The organism is Niallia oryzisoli (assembly GCF_043641075.1).
Classification (GTDB): Bacteria; Bacillota; Bacilli; order Bacillales; family Cytobacillaceae; genus Bacillus_BD; species Bacillus_BD oryzisoli_A.
Map to the genome: position 1 here is coordinate 156,548 of NZ_JBHZRC010000006.1, position 24,657 is coordinate 181,204.

Here is a 24,657-nt window from a genome sequence, read left to right on the forward strand (position 1 = left end):
CCAATAAATGGTTGGACCCGGCTTGATATATGTAGAAGAAATGGAAAAAAGTGCATTTCAAAACTTCCCCACGCTGGTATGAACCAGATCAGGTCCCGAGGGTTAAGAAGCTTTCGGCGCGCTTCTCTCTCAGCCCAACTCATTGGACACCCCTAGTTATGCTTATTAAATTCCTCATCATTATATAGGGAAATTCAGAAAATAGAAATAGTTTTCACAAAAATAGAACGATAGAACTAGAAGCACGAGAACCGTCCCCCTGCTTACCACGCTGGCAGCTTTAATTCTCCTAAGGCGGTGAGGCATTGGAGTGCCACATAGATTTCGTTTCGGTTATGCGCGTGGTTTAGGTCGACTTGTAATAGTTCATTGATTTTTCCTAGGCGATAGCGCAGGCCGTTGACGGAAAAATTCATGGCACGTGCTGTTTTATGGACATTGGAGCCATTTTCTAGATAATAGTAGAGGGTGATCAATAATTCCATCCCTTTGTTTCGATCTTCATCCATTAAAGGACCGACAATTTTATAGGCATACTGTTCAAGCGCTTCCAAATTATTTGTTTGAAGCAGCATCCCTACGACCCCTAATGAATCGAAATATACTGGATTGTGATGTGGGTTTGCTACCATTAATGAAGCAACACTTTCATTATATAACTGTGGTGCCGCTTCAATAGACGGAATACTTGAACTCACACCCATTGAAAAAGTAAACTGTGGAAATCTTTCTGTGCAATAGGAAAGTAACTGTTTGCAGAAGCTTTCTTTATCAATATTGCGACGTAAGAACGTTGAATCAGAAAATAAAAGGATCACCCTTCCTTCTTTTTTTCCTAACAGAACCTTTATGTCTTTGCTCCGGAAATATTTGAAAAGATCATTCATAAATTGGTCGGTAAATTCAATTTCCTCCTTCATCGAGGTTTCCTCAATCCGGCGTTGAAGGGCTACCATCGAATAGGGCGGGTATAAGTCAAAATCCATATAATGGGCTTTTCTCACAATTTCAGACAGAGTAATCCGTTTTTTTAGAATATCATCGAGAAAACTTCCTCGAATGGTTTGTTCGGTATTAAAACGAGTCTGTTCATTCAGCAAGTGCAGCGAGCATGCTAAAGCAGCCTGTCCTAACACCATTTTGTCTACTTCCGTCACTTCATTTTCCTGTGTAAAAATGGAACAGTATCCATGGATTTTTTTCCGAAAATAGATAGGGGTAATGACTCTCTTATGCCCTGGTGAAAGCTCCAGCAACATGGTTTCCAGTATCTCATGCTTTTGATGGCTCTTCTTACGATGTTTATTCGCAATCCATTCTTTTAATTCACTGGCATACACCGTTGCCTCCTGCATGGAAATGCCCGCAACGGCACGTACTTCAAAATTACGTGATTCCATAATTACTGGTGTTTTCATTGTTTCATATAAAACATCAACAATTGGTTGAACACCTGTTTCAAAGATAATCTCTTTAAATAGTTTCTGGTGAACATCATAGGTTTTACTCAAGGAGTCTCTTTCAAGTCTCAGCTTCTCATAGGTTTCCTCCAGCTCGGCGTTTATGTGATCTGCTTCATAAAAACGAAGCTCGTTCTCAGCCTCCGGGTCCCCATTCCATTCCTCCACCGTCCTGCAAACCCAATGGCATCTCTCATCACCCTTTGCGATACAGCTGGTCTCTCTGACAATTACTTGTTTTTCGATTAACTCAGAAAGATAGCCGCTCGCGTAGCCTACTAGCGTATGACAGACAGAATCTTCACCTTGTCCAAAGAGCTTAATATGCTCAATAGCTTCTTGGGAATTAAGCCAATCCCCTTCAAAATGCAGGCTTCCATGTTCAAAATCAACCTCCAATATATGAGGCTCTACAACCACATGACCATTTTCGGTATGCATTTTAGGTCCTGCCCAGATGAGGTCCCTCTTGTTCTCCCAATCTAGCTCCATCATTTTTCTGCAATCGGTTACACCGCAATTCCAGCCGTAACGAAGAAGAAAGCCCTTTGAACGCTTTATCCCTAATGTATCAATCAATTCCCTGCGAAGTGCCCCAAATGCTGTACTTGGAATCTTGATCATATGCTGGCTATCAACCTTTATTTGTCCATATTTCAATGAATTCACCGCCAAATGAATATTTTATCTAGACCACTAGCCATTTAGGACATGTAACGACATCTCTATGTGTTATTTTATCAAAAAAGTCAAAAAATAACGAATAGATCCCAGCTCCTAAAAGATGCTGGGATGCATTCGTTACGATTCTACTAGTTTCTTCCGCTGATTATTTCAGAACTTTCCTTCTGTACCTTCTCATAATCCTCAACAGTAATGATTTCCAGATCACTCTTTGCTGTCATACAGCAGGCTAACGCATAACCGTTCGCTACTTCTTCATCAGATAAAGCATCGTGGGAACGAATAACCTCCTGCTCATATTGACCATCCAGAACCTTCACCTTACACATTCCACAGCCGCCTCTAATACAGCCTGTTGGAATCGGAATAAACTGATCACGTGCTGCTCGTAATGGCGTAACCTCTGCTGCACAGGAATATTCAAACTGCTGCCCTCTTGCTTTAAGCGTGATTTTATTCATGCAAATCCCTCCCTTATCCTCTAGTTTTTTTTCTATAAAAAAATCAGATCAAGTTAATGCCTTCATAAAGGATTCGGTTAATTCACGGCGGTGGTAGAAAATACCTTGACCAATCTTATCCTCCGTCCATGTAATGGTCGGCATATCCGGATAGGTTATGTATCCACCCGAAAATGCTTCATTTCGGTTACCGGATGGGTCAAAGAAGTAAATCGTTTCACCTCTTGTAATCCCGTGACGTGTCGGTGTCACATCAAACGGAACATCATACATCGATAGGATATCAGCTGCCTTGAATACATCATGAAGTGAATCCACATGGAACCCAGCATGGTGGAACTTAGCATCAGGGCCTTTCACAAACGCTAAATCATGCGCTTTATTCGTTGTATACAGGAAGCTTCCTAATAGAACCTCACCATCAACCGTTGTAATCTTTTCACTTTGTTTAAAGTCAAGTGCATCAATGAAGAACCGTGTAACCGTAGGTAAATCATCACCTGTTAATAAGCAGTGGTCAAAGCGATGCGGCGCAATTCCCACTTTTCCTAACGGCCATGGATGTGGATTTAACGTTCCAACAGCTGTTCCAAGGAAGTCAATTTCATGATACAGCTCGCACTGATGGCCTGTCGGTAAAATAAAGTGGACCGCCTCCCCTTCACCCAATCTAGTACCCTTCGATATTCTCGTTGTTGTACAGCCAAATTCTTCAATCTTTCTTTCGTAGTATGCTAAGTCATCTAACGTTTCTACTTTAAAAGCGAAATGTGCCATTCCAGCACTTTTGGATTTTGTTAAAATGACACTGTGATGATCATATTCATCCCATGCCTTTAGGTAAACACTGTCACCCATGCGGCCTGTTTCTTCTAAGCCAATTACCTTTGTATAGTATTCTACTGATTTTTCAAGATCCAGCACTTTTAATTCAATTCTACCGATACGCATTACTCTAGCCATTCTTTTTTCCTCCTAACAATCTAGTATTTATTAGACTATTTTAAACATGGTAGTTGATTTCCGTTCCAGGCACTTCGCGCACCTTAGGGCGACCGCCGAGCCGCCTCGACACTTCGTGTCTGCGGGGTCTCGACTGTCTCGCTTCTCCCGCAGGACATTGAATTGCTTCCCTGAATCCACGCACGAGAAAATTCGATAGAATTTTCGAGGAGTCTTCGTGCCTTCCACCGCAATCAACCTGCTAACAAAACAACATTGTGCTTTAACACAGCTATTGATTAAAATTCATCGTATGAAATGTCAGTACCCCTTACGCCGCCTTTTGTGAGTGCATCGCAGGCTGTTTCAATCATAATCGGAGGACCGCATAGATAGGCATCACTATTTGACATGTCCGCAAGCGTCTTAGTGATGACGTCTGCAATAAAGCCCACTTCTCCATCCCACTCATCAGCGGCATCCGGCTGTGACAGTGCAGGAACAAAGTGGAAGTTATGATGCTTTTCTGCTAATTCCAGCCATTCTTCGGTTAAATACAAATCTTTTTTCGTACGAGCACCATAGAAGAACCATGCTTCTTTTTCAAAGGACTCGGAGAAAAGCTCTTCTACAAGTGACTTAATCGGCGCCATTCCTGAACCACCGGCAACGAAAATAATGTTTTTATCACGGTTGCGAAGCTGCATGCTTCCATAAGGTCCAGAACCTGTTACAGCATCACCAACATTAAGATCACACATATAATTTGATCCCTTGCCCTCTGGCACACGCTTGATATGAAACTCAATCAGGCTTGAATCCTGATATTTATTCGCCACTGAGTAGGCACGTGTATCCTCTAAGCCAGGTATATCAAACTCAAAAAACTGTCCAGAACCATAGGGAATTTCAACAGGCTCCTCAAGCTTTAGCGTGATCAGATGAATATCATGTGTAACAGCTTTATTTTCTACAACCTCGGCTTCAAAATCATGAACCGCAAAGAATGGCAGGTCTGATTCTTCTTCCTCTACTTCAATTACAAGATCACTTTCAACAAGCGTACTGCACATTAACGTAAAGCCTTCTTCTCTTTCAAAGCTCATTAAGGAGTAGTCCGAAACGCGGTCCATAATCTCATAATCGCCTTCAAGAACCTGACACTTACAGGCCGAACAGCTGCCATGACGGCATCCGTAGGCTACCTGAATCCCGTTGCGAATCGCAGCATCCAGTATCGTTTGGCCTTCCTTAACCGTAATGACTTTTCCACTCGGCTCTAATGTAATTTCATAGGTTTCAACTGCTGTAGTTGCTTTGCTCATGTTTCTTTCTCCCCTCTCTATTTATCTATGTAATTTCATCTAGTTAGTAGAGAATAAGCGATTGCCTATCCTCTACTTCTGAAAAAATTTAGTTTAAGCAGCCGCAATGACTTGGAGGCAGTCTCCATTTCGCATACCAGCATCTCGAACAGTCTGATCCAAGGATAGTTCGATATCCCCAGCAGCTCTTTTTAAGACGAAGCGGTAGTTCTTTTCTTTATCTGCTTTATACGTATCTAAAATTTGATAGAACAATTCCTTTGTTGTCATATCCTGGCGCGCCCGCATGCCAAGGTAACTTGTACCAAGCTCCGTTTCGATTTCCGGCCGTAGTACAAACCAGACAATCAGATTGTTTTCATCCTTCAAGTAGTCCATTCAAACCCCTCCTACCTCAGCTTTTTTAGAAATATTTCTTATCGAGTCCTAAATGCCTGCGATACTCGAGCCAGCGAGCATGCTCATTTGAGGAATAGTGTTCGCCCGCTTCATTTGGCGATAAACCAATATATTTGAACAACCCTGCTACCGGATCTTCACCAAACTCCCCATTCAGATAGGCTTCAACCGGCCACCAAATCTGCATGTATTTAAATGGTTCCTGTTCAAAAATATGCTTACAGCCAGGAGAACAAGTAATATAGGTTTTATTGTTATATTCGCTGTACTGTGTCCATAGCTTTGTCGGATTATCAGGGTCCGGAAACTCTGCTGGAATTTGACAAACCTGACAAATAGCTGGAACCCCTGGACTTGCATTTGCAAAGACATTATGGTCATTGCGGCGGAAGAATGGTGCATAATACTCGTCAAATAAAGGATATTCATTCGATAACCATTCATAATCATCCGGCTGCAGCTGGAAGCCTCTAAACATATTGGCATGTTTGAACTGATCCAGAATCCGCATCGTTACATGTGAATAATGCTCTTTTTCTTTAATGCTGTCCTCTGCATGCTTCGGGAGGCGAATGCCGTATTTGCGTAAATCCTTAAATAGGCCGTTAAACACCTGTTCCTCCACGTACATTTCAAACGCTTTCTTCCAAGAAATTGGACGAATACGAGGATAATAGTCTACAAGTGTTGCGACAACAGAGAACATACGGTACGCTCTCCAATACCACTTATCAAGCCATCCTTGAATAATCGGAATGTTGCGGTCATCTTCCTCTAACAGCATCTTCAATGCTGACATTCCCAATGCCATGTGACGGGATTCATCCGATTGGACAGTTTTTCCAACGGCGGCAAAGTTTTCATCCCCAACGGCACCAGCGGAAGAAGCAAATGGCAGGAATAGAATATTCGTAAAGACATATTCAAAGGAGAAGGAAATCGCCATTAACGCTTCAAACGGTCCGGCAGTCATCGCATCATCGAAGAAAGATTTTGGTACAGTATTAAACCATAGGTTTTGCGATGTATTCGCAAAGGCATGAAGTCCATCAATTTCTTTACTCATATGTGCATAGTGCTTAATTTCAATCTGTGCATGACGCAGCTCATCGATTGCCTGATTAAACGTCGCAAAACGAATCGCTTCAATTGGAATGTTTCGGCCAACATAGGCCATCAAGCGGTGCGCAGAATATTCAGCAGGCTGAACAGCGTTTGCAAATACTTTAACCCCTTCATACCAGCGGGAATCGACCACTTTGGCATGTCCATCGTTTGCCTCAAAGGCATTTCGTACCGCATGATAAATGCCGTCTTTTTCCGATTGAATCTTTACATATTGGTTATAAGCCATGCGGAATGGATCTTCCCATCTGCTTGGGTCCTTAAGAATAATCCCTTCTTTTTCGATCAAAGGATACACCTTGTTCATATCAAAATCCTTCGGTTCCCACATTAAATCCCTTGTCATTGCATGATACTTTTCTTTTATCCCCATTTTAGCCATGTATCCGATCCCTCCTTATTCTGCATCTTCCCATTCAATGATTAGCTGTTCTTCGTCCCAATCCGTAATAAATCCAAATGCAGATGACATGACGAGATGGACTTGATCCATATCAAAATCTGCTCCAAGATGCTCTTCCACCGATTCTCTTTTTAACACCATTCTCCCCGGTGCTTTTACTTTTTTATATACATGGAAATCCTCGACAATGACGCCTTCATTATCCTCTTCAATCGCTGCAATGATTGCGGTTACAATACTTCCTCCGCTTGTATCTAAATCCATTCCTACATATGCTTGTTTTACTGTCATATTACCCGTCCTCTCCTTTAGCTAAGTGCTATTTCATATTGTTTGAATGGCAATTTATATTTTTTATAGATTGGAATAATCGCTTCTTCTTCAATCTTTTTCAATGTGGCTGGAAGATCAATGTCAATTCCATGCTTTTCGAATAAAGGAGCTAACGCAAGCACTGCTTCAAAGGCTTTTGGATACCATTTTTCAACCCATTCCTGGATGATTTCTGCATTTGATAAGGTTTCTTCAGGTGTCTCTCTCGGGTCGCTTAATACTTTGCCCCAGCGGTAATCGCCCTTCCAATCTTCATAGCCAAGGGCCTTCAAATAATCCCAACGGCTTTCGGCTGTATCCTGTGCTAACAACTTAAACAAGGAGAATGCCCAATCACGGTGCCAATCTAGCTGCTTCGCAATCACAAGGTTCATAACCGCTAAATGGGTATCCCCCTGTTTCATCGCTGTCTTACTAAATTCACGGTACATCAGATTCCCTAGCAATAAATCTAAGGTTAAGTTCTCCGCAACCAGTACCTCTGCCCAATCCTCTGTGACTAGAATCTCTTCCACATAGCGGCGCAGCGGCTGATACGAAGGCTCGTTCAGAAGGACCTGTTTCCCATGTGCTAGGAAATCACCATGATGCTCCTGCATATTCATGGCCCATTGAGAAATCCATTGCGCTCTTCCTGTCTTATCGTAAGCCTGGTAGGTTGCACACTGCTCAATGGCTGAGCCTAATGCATAACGAATGACGTACTGCATTTGGACATTTTCGCCATATTCCAAATGACGAAGCGGTGTATATATATCCTTTAATGCATCCGCCCATTGCGGCGAAAGGGTTTCGACAACACCAAGTTCGTTCGCCTGGTTGAATGCGTTTTCAATTTCTTCCGCCATTTTCTTACGATTGTTTACATAAGGTGTATACCAGAACTTCTTCGGGTCACGGAAGGCTTCCCAGTCGGAAGATTTCAGACGTGTATAACGTGGATCATAAATATCATAATCACGTTCATCAAAAATATGGCGATAGTGCATATGTACATACGGCTGCTGTCTGACGGTCACATCTTCATACTCATTTTTCGTTTTGTAATCCCAAGCTGTATCCCTGATTGTTTTCTTAAATTCAGGTTTTGCTGTCATTCCGTTTCCCCCTTTATTTATGGCCGCTATATTTAGCGTTGATTTTGATTCTTCTGTATGAAAAATATAATTGAGTTCTATTTTAGTAGGTTGTATTACTTTCGTTTTTATTTTCTAATTTGTAAGCGTATACTAATCTTAAAATAGTTTGAATATTTAGTATACGGATGATGTCTCCCAATTTATTTGCCATTTTGGTACGATTCATACCAATTGCAACTATTTCAACTGTTTAAATAGTTGGAACATCAAGTCTTGTCCTAAAACTGAGTATTAAAAAAAGCAAGGGAGCGCTCTATTGCTTCCGTTCATAGAGCATTCGCTTGCTTAGATTTTCACTTGATGAATGACGATTTCTCCTATTTGTTTTCCTAATTTCAGACCTGCCTCAATGTCTGCCTTAAAATGCACTCCAGCATATAGCCTTGATTGGGCACATTCCTCCATCACTCTTTTTATGGCAGCGGATTCCTTTGGAAAGAAGTGACTGAGTACCATTTGCAAGCATCCTGCAATGGCTGCATGACCGGAGGGGTACGATGGAGATGGAGGCGTGTGAATGACAGCGGAATGGTTCAGCTTATATTGGATTGGACGGGCCGTGTTATACAAATATTTGAAGTACATGGACATCACTAAAGCATCATTGGCAGCTGCATAGGCATAGCCTAACACGATAGAAAGCTTGATTGCGCCAATATTGTACTTCTCTGCAAGGCGATAAATGATGGGAGTGACTTTCTCCACTACGATTCCATTTCCCCAATACTCAGCCAATTTTTTTTGCTCTGGTGTTAAGCTTGCTAATGTTTGTTGAACCATCAATAATTCTGACTCCCAATTTACTTGATTAGGATGTGTAAGTTTCCAATTGATTCTTCTTTGATTGGAATCCAGGAATACATGTGTTCCAGACCGAACAATAAAAACCAGCGGCCAAAATTCATGTAGTGGTTTTCCCTTCGGTGGAGTTGATTGTCCAGGATACGGATACTCTGACCATTTTTTATATGCCAACAAAATCAACTCCCTGTAGAGTATTCTTTTATTTTTCTATGTATAGAGATCAGAGAATGTGATAACAGGAATAGAGATTAAATTGTTTGCACAGGCAGAAAGAATTATGCTTAAACTACACAAAAATAAAAACCCCCAATATTGGAGGTTTTATTTAAGTTTACTCAGGTGATAATCCCAAACCTTTTGGATATTTCTAGGCTGCCATATAAATTTTGACATACTTACGATTTCATCATCCTCTAATGAATGAGCATAGCCTAATTGACTTGCCATATATTGACGTTGTGCGTTTTCCTCTAAAAACACACTACGAACAAATGTTTCAACAATAGAATACCCGGTAATGACTGCACCGTGTGACTTTAATAGAGTAATATGATTATCTTCTAGTTTTTCTGCCAATTCATCAGCTATTTCAATATTACTAATCGAATGTGATTTAGAGAAAACGGGAATAGTACCAAGCACAGCTCCCTGTATAATGACTGGACGCAGCGGCATCTTTGCTATTGTAAACAGCGTTGACCACCGTGGATGGGTATGGCTGATTGCTTGAACATCTTGCCTGCGCTTGTATATTTGCGTGTGAAGCGGAAATTCATTTGGCGGTCGCCCCGTTCCTTCAATAAGATTCCCCTTTAAATCAATCGTAATGATATTTTCTATCGTTAAAGAGCTTCTGCTCGCTTCTGCTGAGTTGATCAAAATTAATTCAGTTTCAGGAATCCGTACACTGAAATGGCCATTAAAGTCGATATGTCCGATATTCTCCAGCATCCGAATTCCATCCACCAACTGCTGTTTTAACTCTTCAAGACTGTTCACGTTCAATAAACTAACCTCCTCACACTTACATCAACTATCTAACCAATCACAATAAAACCTGCACCAATCATTGCCACAATAGCTGCCATGTACACCATTTTCGTTGTTCTCTCATAGGTTTTAAAAATAAAAGCTGACAATATGAGAGTAAAAATCACATCGGTTGATGAAATAATTGACACTTTGGACACATCACTAAACATTAATGCTGAAAAAAATAAAATTTGACCTAAAGAAGTTGAAATTCCTGCTCCAAGTAACCATGGTTGATAATGTTTAAAGGTTGATACGATTGATTGATGAAATGTTTTTTTCACTAAGGAAATAAGGATGTATATCAGTATTCCTACAAATGCCCCAATCATGGTACCGAAGAAAGGTTCAGGTATTTCATGCAGCCCCTCTTTTCTTACTACATAACCGATTGAATAGGCTAAGGCGGATACAACTCCGTACATATATCCCAAACTGGTAATGAATTTAAAGCGATTGGTCCACTTATTCCTTTTATCCCCATTTTCTAACTTAGTCTTTACCAATGTGGTTTCCTTCGCTGCAGCAGTCTCTTTTTTTTGTAATCTTCTATTCGTAATAATCGTTTCATACATCAAGAATGACGAGCTGGCAAAAATCATCAACATCCCAATGAACACCAATAGATTCATTGATTCGTGCAGGAAAAACACACCAATAAGGACAGCAAAAAGTGAATTTAAACGTTTAAGTGTAGAAGCCCGTACTGAACCTAAATGCTGAATAGATGTAAAAAGTAACGTCCTTCCAATGTATGCTGTTAAGATACCTGCTAAAATGAACCATCCGATCCCTTTTGTTGAATAGGGCGGCCAACCCTGAAATACGCCTTTTGCAACGGTAATAATCCCTGCCATTCCGAAGGTTATCAACACAGAGAGGAAAGCTCCGTTATTTTTTGAATGAGGTGTTACCCCCTTTTTTACCATTACATTGGCACAACCAAAAGAAAAGGCAGCCACTAAAGCTAACGTTTCTCCAATCATCTTTCAACTACCAAACCTGAATAATATCCGCTGATTCTACTGCATCCCAAAGGCTTTTCACCTCAAATCCATCACGTTCTGCTTCTGCCCATAAATCGTCAACAGGCCTAAGCCCAATAACAACTGAGATTTCATATTCCCTTAACAGTTTTGCAAATTCACTAACCTCTTTGCTATATCCGAGTATCGCAACAGATTTACCAAAAAAATAATTTGGAATAACCAATTGTTCCGCTAATGGCATACAATCCACCCCTTAAAATAAAAACCTGTACGAAAGAAACATTAACGATTTTCTTACGTACAAGAATTTGTCTATTTTTGAACATCTTGTAAACTGATTTTAATTCGATTTAATTAACTGATATTTAGCTGTCATATTTTCCTTTAGTCCTTCTCTCCAATCAATTCCCTTTGGAAGGAAGGCATCACAAGCACGTACATTACGGCTTGTTTCTGGATGAATTCCTTTTGGAGCTTTGCCATTTTCCACATCTCTTATTGCTTCTAACAATAGCTGTCTTGCTGCAATTATGGCTAAATCGGCAGTTCCAAGACGTTCTTTTGTACGATCCGCAAATGGTTTTTCCATTGTTTCCTGTAAAGCATAATCCTGGGTGTTAATTCCCTCAATTCCCGTAAATGTCTTCGTTCGCTGCACTTCTCTATCAATGAGATAATCATTGGAAGGATTCCGTTTTAAACGATACCCTGGCAGTACATCATCAGGACCTCTTCCAAATGCAATTTCCTGTTGTAACGAGAAGTCCGGATCTAAAGGAATAGAAGGTTCAGAAGTATATTTAAAATTCCACACCCATACACTTTCATCATCAATTGGTACCCAAATGTGACCACGAATAGTTGGATAGTCCTCTTGGCTGCCATCTTGCCATTTCAACATCTGCCCACGCATTTGCTGGGACGGCATAATAAACTGATAGGCACGAACATAGTTACCATCGTCTTGTAAATCACGGATCCCTACATATCGGAAACCGTAGTCCGTTTTATCAACCTCAAGCTTAGGATTAGTTGCACGGTTACGTAGAGAATTTTTATCTTGGATATTGTTATTATGAGCAAACGATGAATGGGATGTATCAATCCCTCCTTCTAGAGCTTGCAGCCAGTTACAGCCTTCATAGGTTTTTGATACTTGGAAATGAGTTATAGGTGCTCGCAGCCACTCATAATCTGGAAGATTTGGCTGTTCTTCCTTTGGTCCCATATAAGTCCATACAATTCCGTTCTTCTCCCAAGTCGGATAGGATGTTAGATGAACTTTTTGTTTAAAATTGCTATCGCTTGGTTCATTAGGCATATCCACGCATTCACCGTCTCGATTAAATTTCCAACCATGATACGTGCATCGAATCCCGCATTGTTCATTCCTACCCCAGAATAAATGCGCTCGGCGGTGTGGACAATAGGCATCTAGAATGGCTACCTTCCCTTCTGAATCGCGGAAAGCAACGAGATCCTCCCCTAATAATTTCAATCTAATTTGAGGACTATCTGGCTCTGGAACTTCCTCAGAGAGAATCGCAGGAATCCAGTATTTTCTGAATACTTCCCCCATTGGCGTTCCTTTACTAGTCAGACATAATCTTTCATTATCCTCTTTCTTTAACATAAGACCCACTTCCTTTTAGTAAATATTTTGAATTTATTGATTATTTATAAAGAAATTATACTTTCTCTGAAAGGCTTGAAATAGGGAGGGTTCTTGCATATGGAACAATATAGAAAAAATACTTAATATTTTTAAACTATTGATTCCCTTCTGTTGAAATAACATAGATTAGATGATATTTCTGTGAAAGGAAAAAAGTGTTTCAGCATGCAGCTGAAACACTTTTTTTATAAAACTATTTGAATTTAATAGATACAATCGCGGAGCAACCGACTTCTTATAAATTCCGCCATGGTGCAATTTTCTTCTCAAATATCTTTAACAGCTCTGTGAGTAATACAGATAGAACCATTAATACCGCAACATAAGCCAAATATTGGGCAGTTTGAAACAGCTCTGATGCATGTCTAATTGCATAGCCAATCCCCTTATTTCCCGCCAGCATTTCCGCAACAACTACTGCAATTAATGCTCTACCTATCGCTAAGCGTATACCTGTAATGATAAATGGGATCGCAGAAGGCAAAATAACCTCTTTGAACATTTGTCCTCTGCTTGCCCCATAGGAACGTGCAGCCTTGATTAAGGATGGATCTGTCATTTTCACACCTGACATCGTGTTAATCAAGATTGGAAATATGGATAAAGCGAATACCATCATAACCTTGGATAGAGTGTCTAAGCCAAACCATAGCACAAATAATGGTGTTAAAGCTATCATTGGTGTTGTATAGAGTGCTGTTACAAAAGGGTCAAAAGCTAACTCAAGATTTTTCCAATACCCCATTGCTAATCCGATTGGAATTCCAATTAGCGCCATTGCAAAGCCTATTCCAACCTCAATCCCGCTGACAGCAAGATGAGTAAAAACCTCTGTGGAAACGAAAAACGCTACTGCTTCGGTAAAAATTTTACTTGGCCAGCTAAACATAAACGGATCAATAAGGTTTAAACGACCGCAGATTTCCCAAACAATCAGAATAATAAGCAAGGTCACAAAGGGATAGAGAATACTTTTAGGTATCTTCCATGTACTCTTTTTCATCGTAGGTGGAAGACTTTTCGTCACTTCTATTTCTTGCATTATGCTTCCCCCTTCTTGTACTGTCTTCTAACTTCCCCTTTTAGATGATCCCAAATTGTTTGCTTGTATTCCTGGTATTCTGGTAACACCTTCGTTTCAAGTGTTCTTGGATAAGGGATATCTATTTTAATTTCATCCACAATTTCTCCTGGGCGCACGGACATTAAGATGATCCTGCTGGAAAGAAAAACTGCCTCATCAATCGAGTGAGTAATGAAAATAACTGTTTTCTTCTCATTCAACATGATTTTTAATACTTCTTCCTGCATAATTTCGCGAGTTTGTTCGTCTATAGCAGAGAATGGCTCGTCCATAAGTAATACCTTTGGCTCAACAGCAAAACCACGAGCAATTCCAACCCTTTGCTTCATTCCTCCTGACAGCTGATGGGGATATTTATGTTCAAAACCTTCTAATCCTACCATTTTGATATAGTGCAGAACTTTATCACGTATCTGCTTGTCCTTCTTTCCTGCCATTCGTAACCCAAAGGCAACATTATCATAAACCGTTTGCCATGGCATTAACGCAAAATCTTGAAATACCATTGCTCTATTTTCATCAGGTCCATGAACTTCTGAACCATTTATCGTAATCGTACCAGAAGTAGGTGTGAGCAGCCCATCTAATGTGTGAAGAAGGGTGCTTTTTCCACATCCACTCGGTCCAATAATCGAAATGAACTCCCCTTCATGTATCTCACCGGATACATTTTTTAAAGCATGCACTTGATTCGGCTGACCTTCATTATAAATAACATTTAAATGATCAAATTTTAAAATAGGAGTCTTTGTTTTTACCATTGTCATAGACTTCACCTCTACAAATTAGAATGGACTAGATTAATCTGCAATAAAAGAATCATCGTATAATTGCTTGACCGTAACATCACCTGTTAACATTCCTGCTTCTTTGGTTGTATCAATCGCCCATTTTAATCCTTCAATGTTGATTTTTCCTTTGTCTGCTAATGCAGGCTGAACAAAATCAAACGACTTTTGAGCGTCTTCCTGATTCATTTCTAATTTTTCCATAATGATTTGAATCATTTCGTCTTTATTTTCCGGCTTCTTAGCATATTCGGTTGCTTCTGCGATTGCAGCCATAAAGCCTTTAACTGCTTCTGGATTGTTCTTCATAAATTCGCCATTAGCAATTAACATGTTATGGTTATATGTTTTAAGATCCTCTCTCATAAGTCCTAATTGATGCATCCCTGCAGCTTCCGCTTTTAAGTCAGTTGGCTGACTAAGAATCGTCAACTTTGCCTGGCCTGTTACTAATGACTGAAGACGTGTTGAATTTTCCCCTGCTTCAACGATACGGACATCCTTGTCAGGCTCTAATCCATTGTTCTTTAACCACCAGCGAAGCTGAATATCCGTTCCATTTCCAGTACGGTTCGTTGCGACAACTTGACCTTTTAAATCCTCAGGCTTTTGGATATCAGATGTTGCGTAAATACTATACATTGATTGATCATCAAAAGTCCCAATCATTTTGATATTTGCACCAGATGCAATTCCATTAATTACTGATTCCGGCAAACTAGAAATAATTTGAAACTCATTTGTCTGAAGTCCTCTAAGTGCAATGACTCCGCCTTGTACCTTTGTGAAAGACACATTTAGATTGTGCTTTTCAAATAACTCATGCTTTTCAGCTACGAATGCTGGCAGATAGCTTGCATTATAAGAAGGGAATGCCATACTTATACTCGTTTTACTATCTTTACTTGTACCACCGGCAGCTTTTGTATCAGATTGAGTTTTCTCCGTTTTTCCACAGGCACTAAGAATTAAAGCAAGTATTAATAATGGTACAATGAATAGTTTTGGTGAAAATCCATTTACTACTTTTTTCATCATTAAGACCCCCTAGAATTGTTTTATAAATAGTAGAAATACAATTGACAGTTTTATTAAACGATTCCTTCTACCCTTATCCCCTCCTCTTTCAGGAAACGCTTTCACTCTGTTATAAAATAACAATTCTGAATAATTTCCAAATATTCTAAATATTACAGTTATCATATTCTCATAAAAATTTCACATGTGATTTGCTTTGTTCTTGTATATGGAACACGCCTTAAAAAAATTTACACTATTGTTAACTTGTAAATTCGATCAGATCAAAGGAAAAGAACGAAATTACAACCCTATATAAAAAGAAAGAATGATTAGTAGAGACTAATCATTACTAGAAATGAAATATGTAATTCTTTTTCCTATGCCACTATTTATTAATAATAGTCCATTCCCATTTGTTCAGTAATCAGTCTGCTGCATTGTCTGAGTTCCCTTACATATTGCTCGATTTGATTTAAAGAGAAAGATGCTCGAGAACCAGTAATGCTAATCGCTCCTACTACTTTTCCCAAATCATTTTTTACTGGGACGGCTACAGAGGAAATTCCATCCCTCAATTCTTCCATTGTTAACGCGTAATCCTTCTGTCTAATTTCGATTAAGTTTTTTTCCAAGTCGCTTGCGGTAACAATTGTATTATTTGTATATCGAGGTAAACCTCCTTCGATAACCCGTACAACCTCATCGTTACTCTGGTGTGCTAATAGCATTTTCCCAATTGCAGAACAGTGTGTTGGAATTCGGTCACCAATCTTGGATTTTGTTCCACTCTCTCCATTTGGACTTAGTTTAACAAGGTATACTACACCACCCTTATCATACACACCAAGACGTACAACACGATTAATTGACTTTGCAAGCTTATCAAGGACAGGGACTGACACTCTTCGCAGCTCCATCGAATGATAGACGGTAAATCCGAGTTCGAAAGCAGCAATCCCTAATTGATATTTTTGAGTTTCCTGGTTTTTTTCGACTAAATTTGTTTCATTTAATGTCTTCATAAGCCGGAACACAGTACTCTTTGCTAACCCTAATCGCATACTCAATTCAGTAATACCTAATTCTGTTTCTGTCTTCGAAAAGGTCTGCAAAATTCTGATTGCATTATGTACAGAAGACAACACGTTTCGTCCCCCGCTTTCTACTTTTGTATAATATTTTAATTATTCTAAATTTAACAAATAATTGCAATATTTTCAATAATTTTATCACGTATTGTGCCGTATGAAAGAACAGGCTATTTTCAGCATCGGCATCCATAAGACATTATGAATATAGAACTTTGATTATAGGATTTGAGAGGAAGTGGCTATATGTCAAAACTATCATTAAGCTTTGCTTGCTGGGATTATGATCGGATCCATGCTCTAACAAACGGTTCCGTTCAAGTAGATGGAGTTGATCTGAATTGGCTGAATATGCCGGTTGAGGAAACATTTTGGAGAATGATGCGCCATCAAGAATTTGATGTAGCAGAATTATCCTTATCTTCGTATTTAGTTGCAAAGGATCGCGGTTATCCTAATTTCACAGCCATTCCCGTCTTTATGTCCCGATTCTTCCGCCATTCCGGCATTTACATCAATAAAAATTCTGGAATAGAAAAACCCGAAGATTTAAAAGGGAAACGAGTTGGGATTCCGGAATACCAGTTAACGGCCTGCCTTTGGATTCGTGGAATACTCCAGCATGATTATGGTATTCATCCAGCTGACATGAATTGGTATATTGGCGGTCAAGAAACAGCCGGTCGGATCGAGAAAATTAAGCTTGATCTTCCTTGGAATATTAACATCAGACAAATCGATGATAACCAAACCTTAAATCAAATGCTTGAATCTGGTGAAATAGATGCCTTTATCGCACCGCGTGCACCATCTTGTTTTCTTGAAGGGTCTCCGAATGTTCAGCGTCTTTTTCCTGATTATCCAGCTGTTGAAAAGGAGTATTTTAAGCGTACGGGAATTTTCCCTATTATGCATGTAGTAGCCATTAAAGATGAAATTTTAGAAAAGCACCCATGGGTCGCACAAAATTTATTCAAGGCCTTTGAGCAGTCAAAACAAAAAGTATATGAAGGCTTTAAGCAAACAGCAGCCCTAAAAGTTACCCTACCTTGGTTTACTTCAGAGTGGGAAAATACGAGAGAATTAATGGGCGAAGATTTCTGGCCCTACGGATTAGAAAATAACCGCGAGACATTAGAAGCAGCCGTTACCTATTCCTATGAACAAGGAATGATTAAGAATAAATTAAAGATAGAGGATTTGTTTGCCAAATCTACTTTAGAAAAATATACGTTATAGTAAGGAGGCAAACAAATGGGAAAAAAAGTGCTAGCAGCAGTCGCAGTAGGTGAAATGGAAACAACTCTCCGTGAATTTGAATTACCTGATATCTCTCCGGAGGAAGGCATTCTCCGTGTCGAAATAGTTGGGATCTGCGGAACAGATGTGGCTTATTATCGTCACTTTCAGGAGCCTAAAATATTAGGACATCATGTTGTGGGGTATATTGAAAAGATTGGCGATATAGCATCCCAAAAATGGGGATTAAAACCAGGTGATCGGGTTGCAATGGAGGAATATATTCCATGTGGTCAGTGTAAAGCCTGCAGGACGGGTGCCTATCGTTCATGTACCTTTACTGACCCCCGTTCTGGCGGAATCCGGTATGGAACAGTCCCTATCTCTATGAATCCATCATTATGGGGCGGATTTAGTCAATATATGTACCTCCATCCTAATTCTGTTCTTCATAAGATGGCTGACCATGTACCAGCTGTCGAAGCAGCACTGACATTACCATTAGCAAACGGGTTTGAATGGATGAGTATGGAAGGAAAAGTAACTACCGGTCAAGTTGTTGCCATCTACGGGCCTGGACAGCAGGGATTAGCTTGCGGACTCGCTGCTAAAGCTGCCGGAGCAACAGTCATTATGATTGGACGAAGTTCTAGTCAGCGCCGCTTAACATTAGCCAAAGAATTAGGAATGGATTACATCATTAATACGACTACGGATGATTTATATTCCAGTATTGAGCAAATAACAGACGGTCATATGGCAGACGTAGTGCTAGATGTAACATCTGGCGGTACAGCTCCGATTACAGACTCAATTAATATTGCAAAAAAAGGTGGAATAGTCCTGCTTGGAGCCTACAAGTATCAAGCCATTCCAGAATGGGATGTCGATACAGTGATCAAAAAAACACTAACTCTTAAAGGTGTTAGAGGACATAGCTTCGAGTCAGTTCAAATGGCTACTGAACTCATCGCAGCAGGCAGGTTCCCTCTCAGCCTGCTAAATTCTCATAATTATAGGTTAGATCAGGTAGATTTAGCATTAAAAACAGCCGGCGGCGAAGGTGAACCTGGACCTTTGTTAGTTACTGTTACACCATAAATGATGCGCGGGGACGGTTCTACTGCTTCATGGAAGCAGTAGAACCGTCCCCGCGTTTTTTTAGGCACCATTATCAACCCCAAATAGAATTAGTTTCTTACTTTTCTATGTTAAGTGGTTGAAGAATATGATTAACATGTATAATGTTATTGAAGTTATTTTTAGAAGGTGTTCATACGATGATAAATATAATTGGAATTACGAATGACAATCATTTTGAAAAAGATATTTCTATTGATCATATCGATTTATCTAAATACAAATGGTTTTGGGTTGATTTTAGTGAACCAACTGATGAGGAGGTAAAACATTTAGCTTATACTTTTCATTTTCATCCGCTTGCGATTGAAGACTGTTTACAGAGACTTCAACGTCCAAAATTGGATTATTATGATGACCATACTTTTTATGTTACACATATTGTTCGAGAAGAAGAGAAAGAAATTTTAAAAGAAGAATTAGATTTTTTTCTTGGAGATAATTTTATTGTTACATTTCATCGAACACCATCAAAGGAAGTCAATCAGGTTTGGGCTCAATTATTGTCTCAAAAGAATATTGAAAAATGGGATACCTATTATGTGTTTTATAAAATATTGGACGAAACTGTAGATAACTATTTTCCTATTATGTACCAAATAGAGGAAGATTTAGATAAAATCGAAGATAACACGCACCATAAATCAATGAATCTATTAATGACTGAATTATATAACACAAGATATATGTTATTAAATTTAATGCATACCGTTAATCCAATGCGTGATTTACTTTACCGTATGTTAAATTCTCATCATTTGGATGGAATAAAGGATAGGAAAGAATATTTTTCTGATATTTATGACCATCTTTTAAAATTATCGGAAATGGTTATGGCTAATCGGGAAATTACTGCAGACATTCGAGACAGTTACCTCTCGTTAAATTCACATCAGACAAATAATGTGATGAAAATCCTTACCATTATTACTTCTATTTTCTCTCCTCTTACATTTATTGCGGGAATATACGGGATGAACTTTGAGCATATACCTGAATTATCATGGAAATACGGTTATTTTATTACCCTTGGATTTATGGGGATAATTGGAGTATTAATGTATATTTGGTTTAAGAGAAAAGGATGGTTTAACTAAACAAACACAGGGAGGTTCTATTTCTTCGACGGAGCAATAAATTCCTTCTTTGAAATATTTCTAATGTATTAAGCATTTGTTAATATCAAGAAAAACAATTGACAATATACAGTATGTAACTATATGATAAATTTATAAATTGAATCGTTTTCTCCTAAAGGGGAGTAGCTTTTACAACAAAGTCGTCATTTCGGAGTCTCAAACTCTCGGCTTTGTTGGCAACAATTGTTGTTAGCAAGACCTTTACCAGCTGGTAGAGGTCTTTTATGTCCTTAGACCTTTACCTTCCAACCGGTAGAGGTCTTTTATTTTTCAAAGCCTTTACCATCTTTGGTAAAGGCTATTCAATTTTTGTAAATAGATAAAACCAATAAATGGAGGATATACAAATGTTATTAAGAAAAACCATGTCACTTTTAGGGATAGGCTCGGCAAGCATTGATTTAGTTTTGGAAAAGGAAACGTACTCCCCTGGCGAACAGGTTTCTGGTCATTTCCTGCTGAAGGGTGGTACAGTAGACCAAACCATAAGTCGAATTCATTGTGATTTGATTGTTGTGGATACAGAAACGGAACAAGAAACGATTGTAGATACTGTAACCATTTTGACTTCGAGGAAGATTCAACCGAACCAGGAAGATCAATTATCATTTACCTTTACCATTCCCGACGGTACTGATCAATCACGGAAGGATCAATACTATTACTTTAAATCAAAGCTTGTTTTTCATGAAGGAACTGAAAGTAAAGACCACGACATTATTTATTTAAAACCAAAATCTAAATGATTCGTATCGGTGTCAGGCACCACAAATGGACATTTTCCTGTATTTTGTCTTTTTGTGGTGCCTGACACCTTAGGCGAGAATTTCTTTTTACTGGAAGTTTTTCATTATACCATTATAATATTCTTAGAGTTTATAATGAATTTTCTTTTGAGAATGTGTGGTGGGTAGAATGAAAAAGTATATTCAGGCAAAAATCATTATGGTTTTTTCCGCTTTGTTGTTATTATCCTGTTTGGTTGTGTCGTATTACAGCTATCAATCCTCTGTTACGTTAGTCAAAGATTCTTTAAGCAATGTTGCAGAAAATATTACAAAACAGGCTGTTGAAACGATTGATATGGATAAATATCAGCAGGAAATCACTTTGGAATCTGGAGAAACGAACTATTATGTTGAATTACGCAAAAAATTAAATCTTTTAAAAGAGAATACTGGTTTAACTTATTTATATACAATGTCCCGTAAACCAGTAGAAAATGACTATCAATATTTCTATATGGTTGATGGCATGCCGATCGGTGATAAAGATGCATCACAATTAGGTGATCAGGAGGATATTTCACAATATCCCAAAATCAAAAAAGCGTTTGAAACAGGCAAATTGCAAATCGAGATGTCAAACGATAAAGAATACGGGGCCCTCCTTTCCACCTATCTGCCTTTAAAGACTGATTCTGGTGAAGTGATCGGCATTGTTGGGGCTGATTTAGATGCAACAAATGTTTATCAATTAATGGATTCATATAAAAAGAAAATGATTACCGTGACCGTTGGTATATTATTGATTAGTGCCCTTATGATATACATCGTTACCTACTTTTTAGTTAAGCCATTAAAAAACCTTACAGCCCAGGTGCAAAAAGTGGGAGCCGGTGACCTGTCCGTCCAGCTTGCAACGAGTCGAACAGATGAAATTGGCACATTAACAAGAGCATTTCAACAAATGATGAATGATTTAAAACAAGTCATACATGGTATAAACAAGAATGCTATTCAATTGGTCCATTCATCCAATCAGCTTTTAGAAGGTTCCAGTGAAGTAAGTGAAGGGAACCAACAGATTGCCGGCACAATGCAGGAAATAGCAAAAGGATCAGATAGTCAAGCATCTTCAGCTAACCAAGTTTTCCATACAATGAACCAGTTCACCGGTCAAATACAAGAGGCAGCGGAAAAAGGAAGCGAAATGAGCATTTCCTCTCTTGGAGTGATTGAATTAACGAAAAATGGCTATCAGCTCATGAATGAATCGGAAAATCAAATGGATACGATTCATAGTGGTGTATTGGAATCCATTGAAAAGGTAAAGCTATTAGATGAACAATCAAAGGAAATATCGAAGCTGGTGCAGGTGATTCAAGCCATTGCTGTTCAAACCAATTTATTGGCACTCAATGCTGCAATAGAAGCAGCTCGTGCCGGGGAACATGGAAAAGGCTTCGCCGTTGTGGCTGGTGAAGTTCGCAAACTGGCAGAGCAGGTTACAGGGTCACTTGGAAATATTACAGAGATGGTAAACAGGATTCAACCTGAATCAAATAATACAGTAAAAGCCTTGCAGCTCAGCTATACACAAGTCGTTGAGGGTAAGAAAAAAATAAAATTGACCGGGGACACCTTTAATGATATAAAACAAGCAGTAGTAAATATGCAGTTACAAACCGAGACTATATCCGAAAATCTGAAGAACATTTTTACAAAGAGTGGAGATATTAAGGATTCCCTTAATTATGTTGCATCCATTTCTCAAGAGACATCCTTAGGCATTGAACAGGCTTCTGCTACGATCCAACAATCCACTGGTAGCATGCATGAGATTGTTGCTATATCTGAATCAGTTGCACGATTAGCTAAGGATTTAAATAAATCAGTTGACCATTTTAGAATAGAATAGTATAAGGGACGGTGTTCTATGAACTACCGTCCCTTTCTATTTCGTGTCTATTACTTTATTCTTTAAAAATATTCTAAATTATGTGATAATAAAAAAATATAGTAGGAAAACTATAAACCCAATTTTTATGACAGCTTTAGATGGAGGCGAAAAAGTTGAATAAGGATAAAACAGCAATGATTGTCGGTGGTGGTATTGGAGGGCTTGTTACCGCCCTGAAACTTCACCGCGTTGGCGTGTCAGTGCGTATATTTGAAAGTGTAGAAACGATTAAAGCATTAGGAGTAGGAATTAATTTACTGCCGCATGCCGTTCGAATTTTAACGGAATTAGGGTTGACTGAAGAATTGAAGAAAACCGGGATTCCTACAGCTGAATTAAATTATTATAACAAGTTTGGCCAGCCTATTTGGCATGAGCCAAGAGGCTTGGATGCAGGCTATAAGTGGCCGCAGTATTCCATTCATCGCGGCCGTTTACATATTCTATTATTAAATGCAGTAAAAGAGCAGATTGGTGAAGAAGTCATTTTTACCGGTCACCACCTAAAATCCTTCCAATCCTTTGATGATGGCGTTGAAGCTACTTTTGAAAACAGAAAAACAGGTGATATTATTGGAATGTATCGCGGTGATTTTCTTATAGCTGCAGATGGTATTCATTCGGTTGTCCGTAAACACTTCTATCCAAATGAAGGTCTGCCCAAATTCAGCGGCCGTATTTTATGGCGTGGCATAACGGAATCAGCTCCATTTTTAACAGGGAAATCGATGATCATGTCTGGATTCCAGGATCAAAAATTTGTCGCCTATCCGGTTTGCCCTGAAACAGCTGAAAGAGGCCGTTCTCTTGTTAATTGGATCGCTGAGCTGGCTGTTCCTGGAGACGTTCCTCCCCGTAATGATTGGAATAAGAAAGTAGAAAAAGAAGTATTTGCACCTGCCTTTTCCAAGTGGGATTTTGGCTGGTTGAATGTACCAAAGTTAATTGAGGAAACCGAAACGGTCTATGAATTTCCAATGGTTGACCGTGACCCGCTGCCACAATGGACATTTGGGAGAGTAACTTTACTTGGTGATGCAGCACATCCAATGTATCCAATCGGATCTAACGGGGCTTCACAGGCAATCTTGGATGCTGATGCCTTGGGACAAGCCTTTGTCGAACAGGAAACTATGGAACAAGCATTGACTGCATATGCAAATGCCCGCATGGAACCAACTGCGAACATTGTGTTGACAAACCGGAAGAACGGTCCGGAAAGTGTCATGCAGATTGTAGAGGAACGGGCACCGAATGGATTTGCGAACCTAAACGATGTAGTCTCGCAGCAGGAATTAGAGGAAATAGCCAACAAATACAAACAAATTGCCGGATTTGACCGTCAATCATTAAATAGCAAAGCGGTGTGACAAAAAAATGATCGAGCACATTGTCTTAATTCGATTTAAAAATGAACTATCAAATGCCCAGCTTGATGAGCTGATTCAGAAAACATTGAGTTTAAAAGACTATATTCCAGGCATCATTGATATCCAGCAGGGACGTAACTTTTCAACTCGCAGCAAGGGATATGAGATTGCCTTAACGGCACGCTTTACCGACCGAGCAGCATTAGAAAACTACCTCCCACACCCTAAACATCAAGAAATCCTAGCATCCTTAAAGGAATTAGGACTTGAAGATACGATTGTTGTAGATTTTGAGATTTAATAAAAAAGCAAAAAAGGTGTCAGGCACCACAAAAA

The 24,657-nt window shown here is 39.2% G+C and carries 24 protein-coding genes and 1 riboswitch; of the genes, 7 read left to right on the forward strand and 17 right to left on the reverse strand.

The features are described 5' to 3' along the window. Positions 1 to 48: 48 nt before the first annotated feature. Positions 49 to 164: riboswitch (TPP riboswitch) on the reverse strand. Between the two features lie 99 nt (positions 165 to 263). From ACHUFV_RS17550 to ACHUFV_RS17630, 17 genes are all read right to left on the reverse strand, one after another. Next, positions 264 to 2,120 carry a XylR N-terminal domain-containing protein gene (locus ACHUFV_RS17550; protein ID WP_394236386.1) on the reverse strand — a complete coding sequence of 619 codons (1,857 nt, stop codon included), beginning with the start codon at positions 2,118 to 2,120 and terminating at the stop codon, positions 264 to 266. A 152-nt stretch (positions 2,121 to 2,272) separates the two neighbouring features. Further along, complete coding sequence (locus tag ACHUFV_RS17555) at positions 2,273 to 2,605, reverse strand: 2Fe-2S iron-sulfur cluster-binding protein (RefSeq protein ID WP_394236388.1); 333 nt, start codon at positions 2,603 to 2,605, stop codon at positions 2,273 to 2,275. 48 nt (positions 2,606 to 2,653) lie between these two features. Then, a complete protein-coding gene (locus tag ACHUFV_RS17560) occupies positions 2,654 to 3,568 on the reverse strand; it encodes a catechol 2,3-dioxygenase (RefSeq protein ID WP_394236390.1) in 915 nt (304 codons plus the stop codon). Between the two features lie 278 nt (positions 3,569 to 3,846). After that, positions 3,847 to 4,872, reverse strand: a complete 1,026-nt coding sequence (locus ACHUFV_RS17565; protein WP_394236392.1) for an NADH:ubiquinone reductase (Na(+)-transporting) subunit F — start codon at positions 4,870 to 4,872, stop codon at positions 3,847 to 3,849. A gap of 93 nt (positions 4,873 to 4,965) precedes the next feature. Beyond that, complete coding sequence (locus ACHUFV_RS17570; protein ID WP_394236394.1) at positions 4,966 to 5,250, reverse strand: EsaB/YukD family protein; 285 nt, start codon at positions 5,248 to 5,250, stop codon at positions 4,966 to 4,968. 25 nt (positions 5,251 to 5,275) lie between these two features. Continuing rightward, a complete protein-coding gene (locus tag ACHUFV_RS17575) occupies positions 5,276 to 6,778 on the reverse strand; it encodes a YHS domain-containing protein (protein ID WP_394236396.1) in 1,503 nt (500 codons plus the stop codon). 15 nt (positions 6,779 to 6,793) lie between these two features. Continuing rightward, positions 6,794 to 7,090 (reverse strand): MmoB/DmpM family protein, encoded by a 297-nt coding sequence (locus ACHUFV_RS17580; protein ID WP_394236398.1) that lies wholly within the window; start codon positions 7,088 to 7,090, stop codon positions 6,794 to 6,796. 17 nt (positions 7,091 to 7,107) lie between these two features. Then, positions 7,108 to 8,229, reverse strand: a complete 1,122-nt coding sequence (locus tag ACHUFV_RS17585; RefSeq protein ID WP_394236400.1) for a ferritin family protein — start codon at positions 8,227 to 8,229, stop codon at positions 7,108 to 7,110. Positions 8,230 to 8,556: 327 nt separating this feature from the next. Further along, on the reverse strand, positions 8,557 to 9,246 hold the full coding sequence (locus ACHUFV_RS17590) for a phosphatase PAP2 family protein (protein ID WP_394236402.1): 690 nt from the start codon (positions 9,244 to 9,246) through the stop codon (positions 8,557 to 8,559). A gap of 150 nt (positions 9,247 to 9,396) precedes the next feature. Further along, positions 9,397 to 10,074: a class II aldolase/adducin family protein gene (locus ACHUFV_RS17595; RefSeq protein WP_394236578.1), complete on the reverse strand. Its 678-nt coding sequence runs from the start codon at positions 10,072 to 10,074 to the stop codon at positions 9,397 to 9,399. Positions 10,075 to 10,112: 38 nt separating this feature from the next. Next, positions 10,113 to 11,093 carry a DMT family transporter gene (locus ACHUFV_RS17600; RefSeq protein ID WP_394236404.1) on the reverse strand — a complete coding sequence of 327 codons (981 nt, stop codon included), beginning with the start codon at positions 11,091 to 11,093 and terminating at the stop codon, positions 10,113 to 10,115. A 7-nt stretch (positions 11,094 to 11,100) separates the two neighbouring features. Next, entirely contained in the window at positions 11,101 to 11,337 is a 237-nt protein-coding gene (locus ACHUFV_RS17605) for a Rossmann-fold NAD(P)-binding domain-containing protein (protein WP_394236406.1), read from the reverse strand. 99 nt (positions 11,338 to 11,436) lie between these two features. Beyond that, positions 11,437 to 12,729: a Rieske 2Fe-2S domain-containing protein gene (locus ACHUFV_RS17610; RefSeq protein WP_394236408.1), complete on the reverse strand. Its 1,293-nt coding sequence runs from the start codon at positions 12,727 to 12,729 to the stop codon at positions 11,437 to 11,439. A gap of 277 nt (positions 12,730 to 13,006) precedes the next feature. Further along, the gene (locus ACHUFV_RS17615; RefSeq protein WP_394236410.1) at positions 13,007 to 13,813 is read right to left on the reverse strand and encodes an ABC transporter permease; all 807 of its coding nucleotides are present in this window, start codon (positions 13,811 to 13,813) and stop codon (positions 13,007 to 13,009) included. Beyond that, positions 13,813 to 14,622 (reverse strand): ABC transporter ATP-binding protein, encoded by an 810-nt coding sequence (locus tag ACHUFV_RS17620; protein ID WP_394236412.1) that lies wholly within the window; start codon positions 14,620 to 14,622, stop codon positions 13,813 to 13,815. The genes ACHUFV_RS17615 and ACHUFV_RS17620 overlap by 1 nt, the downstream gene beginning before the upstream one ends. 33 nt (positions 14,623 to 14,655) lie before the next feature. Beyond that, the gene (locus ACHUFV_RS17625) at positions 14,656 to 15,678 is read right to left on the reverse strand and encodes an ABC transporter substrate-binding protein (protein WP_394236414.1); all 1,023 of its coding nucleotides are present in this window, start codon (positions 15,676 to 15,678) and stop codon (positions 14,656 to 14,658) included. Between the two features lie 377 nt (positions 15,679 to 16,055). Beyond that, the gene (locus ACHUFV_RS17630; protein ID WP_394236416.1) at positions 16,056 to 16,808 is read right to left on the reverse strand and encodes an IclR family transcriptional regulator; all 753 of its coding nucleotides are present in this window, start codon (positions 16,806 to 16,808) and stop codon (positions 16,056 to 16,058) included. A 189-nt stretch (positions 16,809 to 16,997) separates the two neighbouring features. Here ACHUFV_RS17630 and ACHUFV_RS17635 point away from each other — a divergent pair, with 189 nt between their 5' ends. The 7 genes from ACHUFV_RS17635 to ACHUFV_RS17665 all read left to right on the forward strand — a co-directional run bounded on the left by ACHUFV_RS17635 (position 16,998) and on the right by ACHUFV_RS17665 (position 24,622). Beyond that, positions 16,998 to 17,990: an ABC transporter substrate-binding protein gene (locus ACHUFV_RS17635; RefSeq protein WP_394236418.1), complete on the forward strand. Its 993-nt coding sequence runs from the start codon at positions 16,998 to 17,000 to the stop codon at positions 17,988 to 17,990. Between the two features lie 15 nt (positions 17,991 to 18,005). Beyond that, positions 18,006 to 19,091, forward strand: coding sequence for a zinc-dependent alcohol dehydrogenase (locus ACHUFV_RS17640; RefSeq protein ID WP_394236420.1), 1,086 nt, complete (start codon positions 18,006 to 18,008; stop codon positions 19,089 to 19,091). 179 nt (positions 19,092 to 19,270) lie between these two features. Beyond that, entirely contained in the window at positions 19,271 to 20,227 is a 957-nt protein-coding gene (gene corA, locus ACHUFV_RS17645) for a magnesium/cobalt transporter CorA (protein ID WP_394236422.1), read from the forward strand. A gap of 389 nt (positions 20,228 to 20,616) precedes the next feature. Further along, positions 20,617 to 21,015, forward strand: a complete 399-nt coding sequence (locus ACHUFV_RS17650) for a sporulation protein (protein ID WP_394236424.1) — start codon at positions 20,617 to 20,619, stop codon at positions 21,013 to 21,015. Positions 21,016 to 21,184: 169 nt separating this feature from the next. Continuing rightward, positions 21,185 to 22,909, forward strand: coding sequence for a methyl-accepting chemotaxis protein (locus tag ACHUFV_RS17655; RefSeq protein ID WP_394236425.1), 1,725 nt, complete (start codon positions 21,185 to 21,187; stop codon positions 22,907 to 22,909). A 155-nt stretch (positions 22,910 to 23,064) separates the two neighbouring features. Further along, positions 23,065 to 24,321 (forward strand): flavin-dependent oxidoreductase, encoded by a 1,257-nt coding sequence (locus ACHUFV_RS17660; protein ID WP_394236427.1) that lies wholly within the window; start codon positions 23,065 to 23,067, stop codon positions 24,319 to 24,321. Between the two features lie 7 nt (positions 24,322 to 24,328). Next, the gene (locus ACHUFV_RS17665; RefSeq protein ID WP_394236429.1) at positions 24,329 to 24,622 is read left to right on the forward strand and encodes a Dabb family protein; all 294 of its coding nucleotides are present in this window, start codon (positions 24,329 to 24,331) and stop codon (positions 24,620 to 24,622) included. Positions 24,623 to 24,657: the final 35 nt, after the last annotated feature.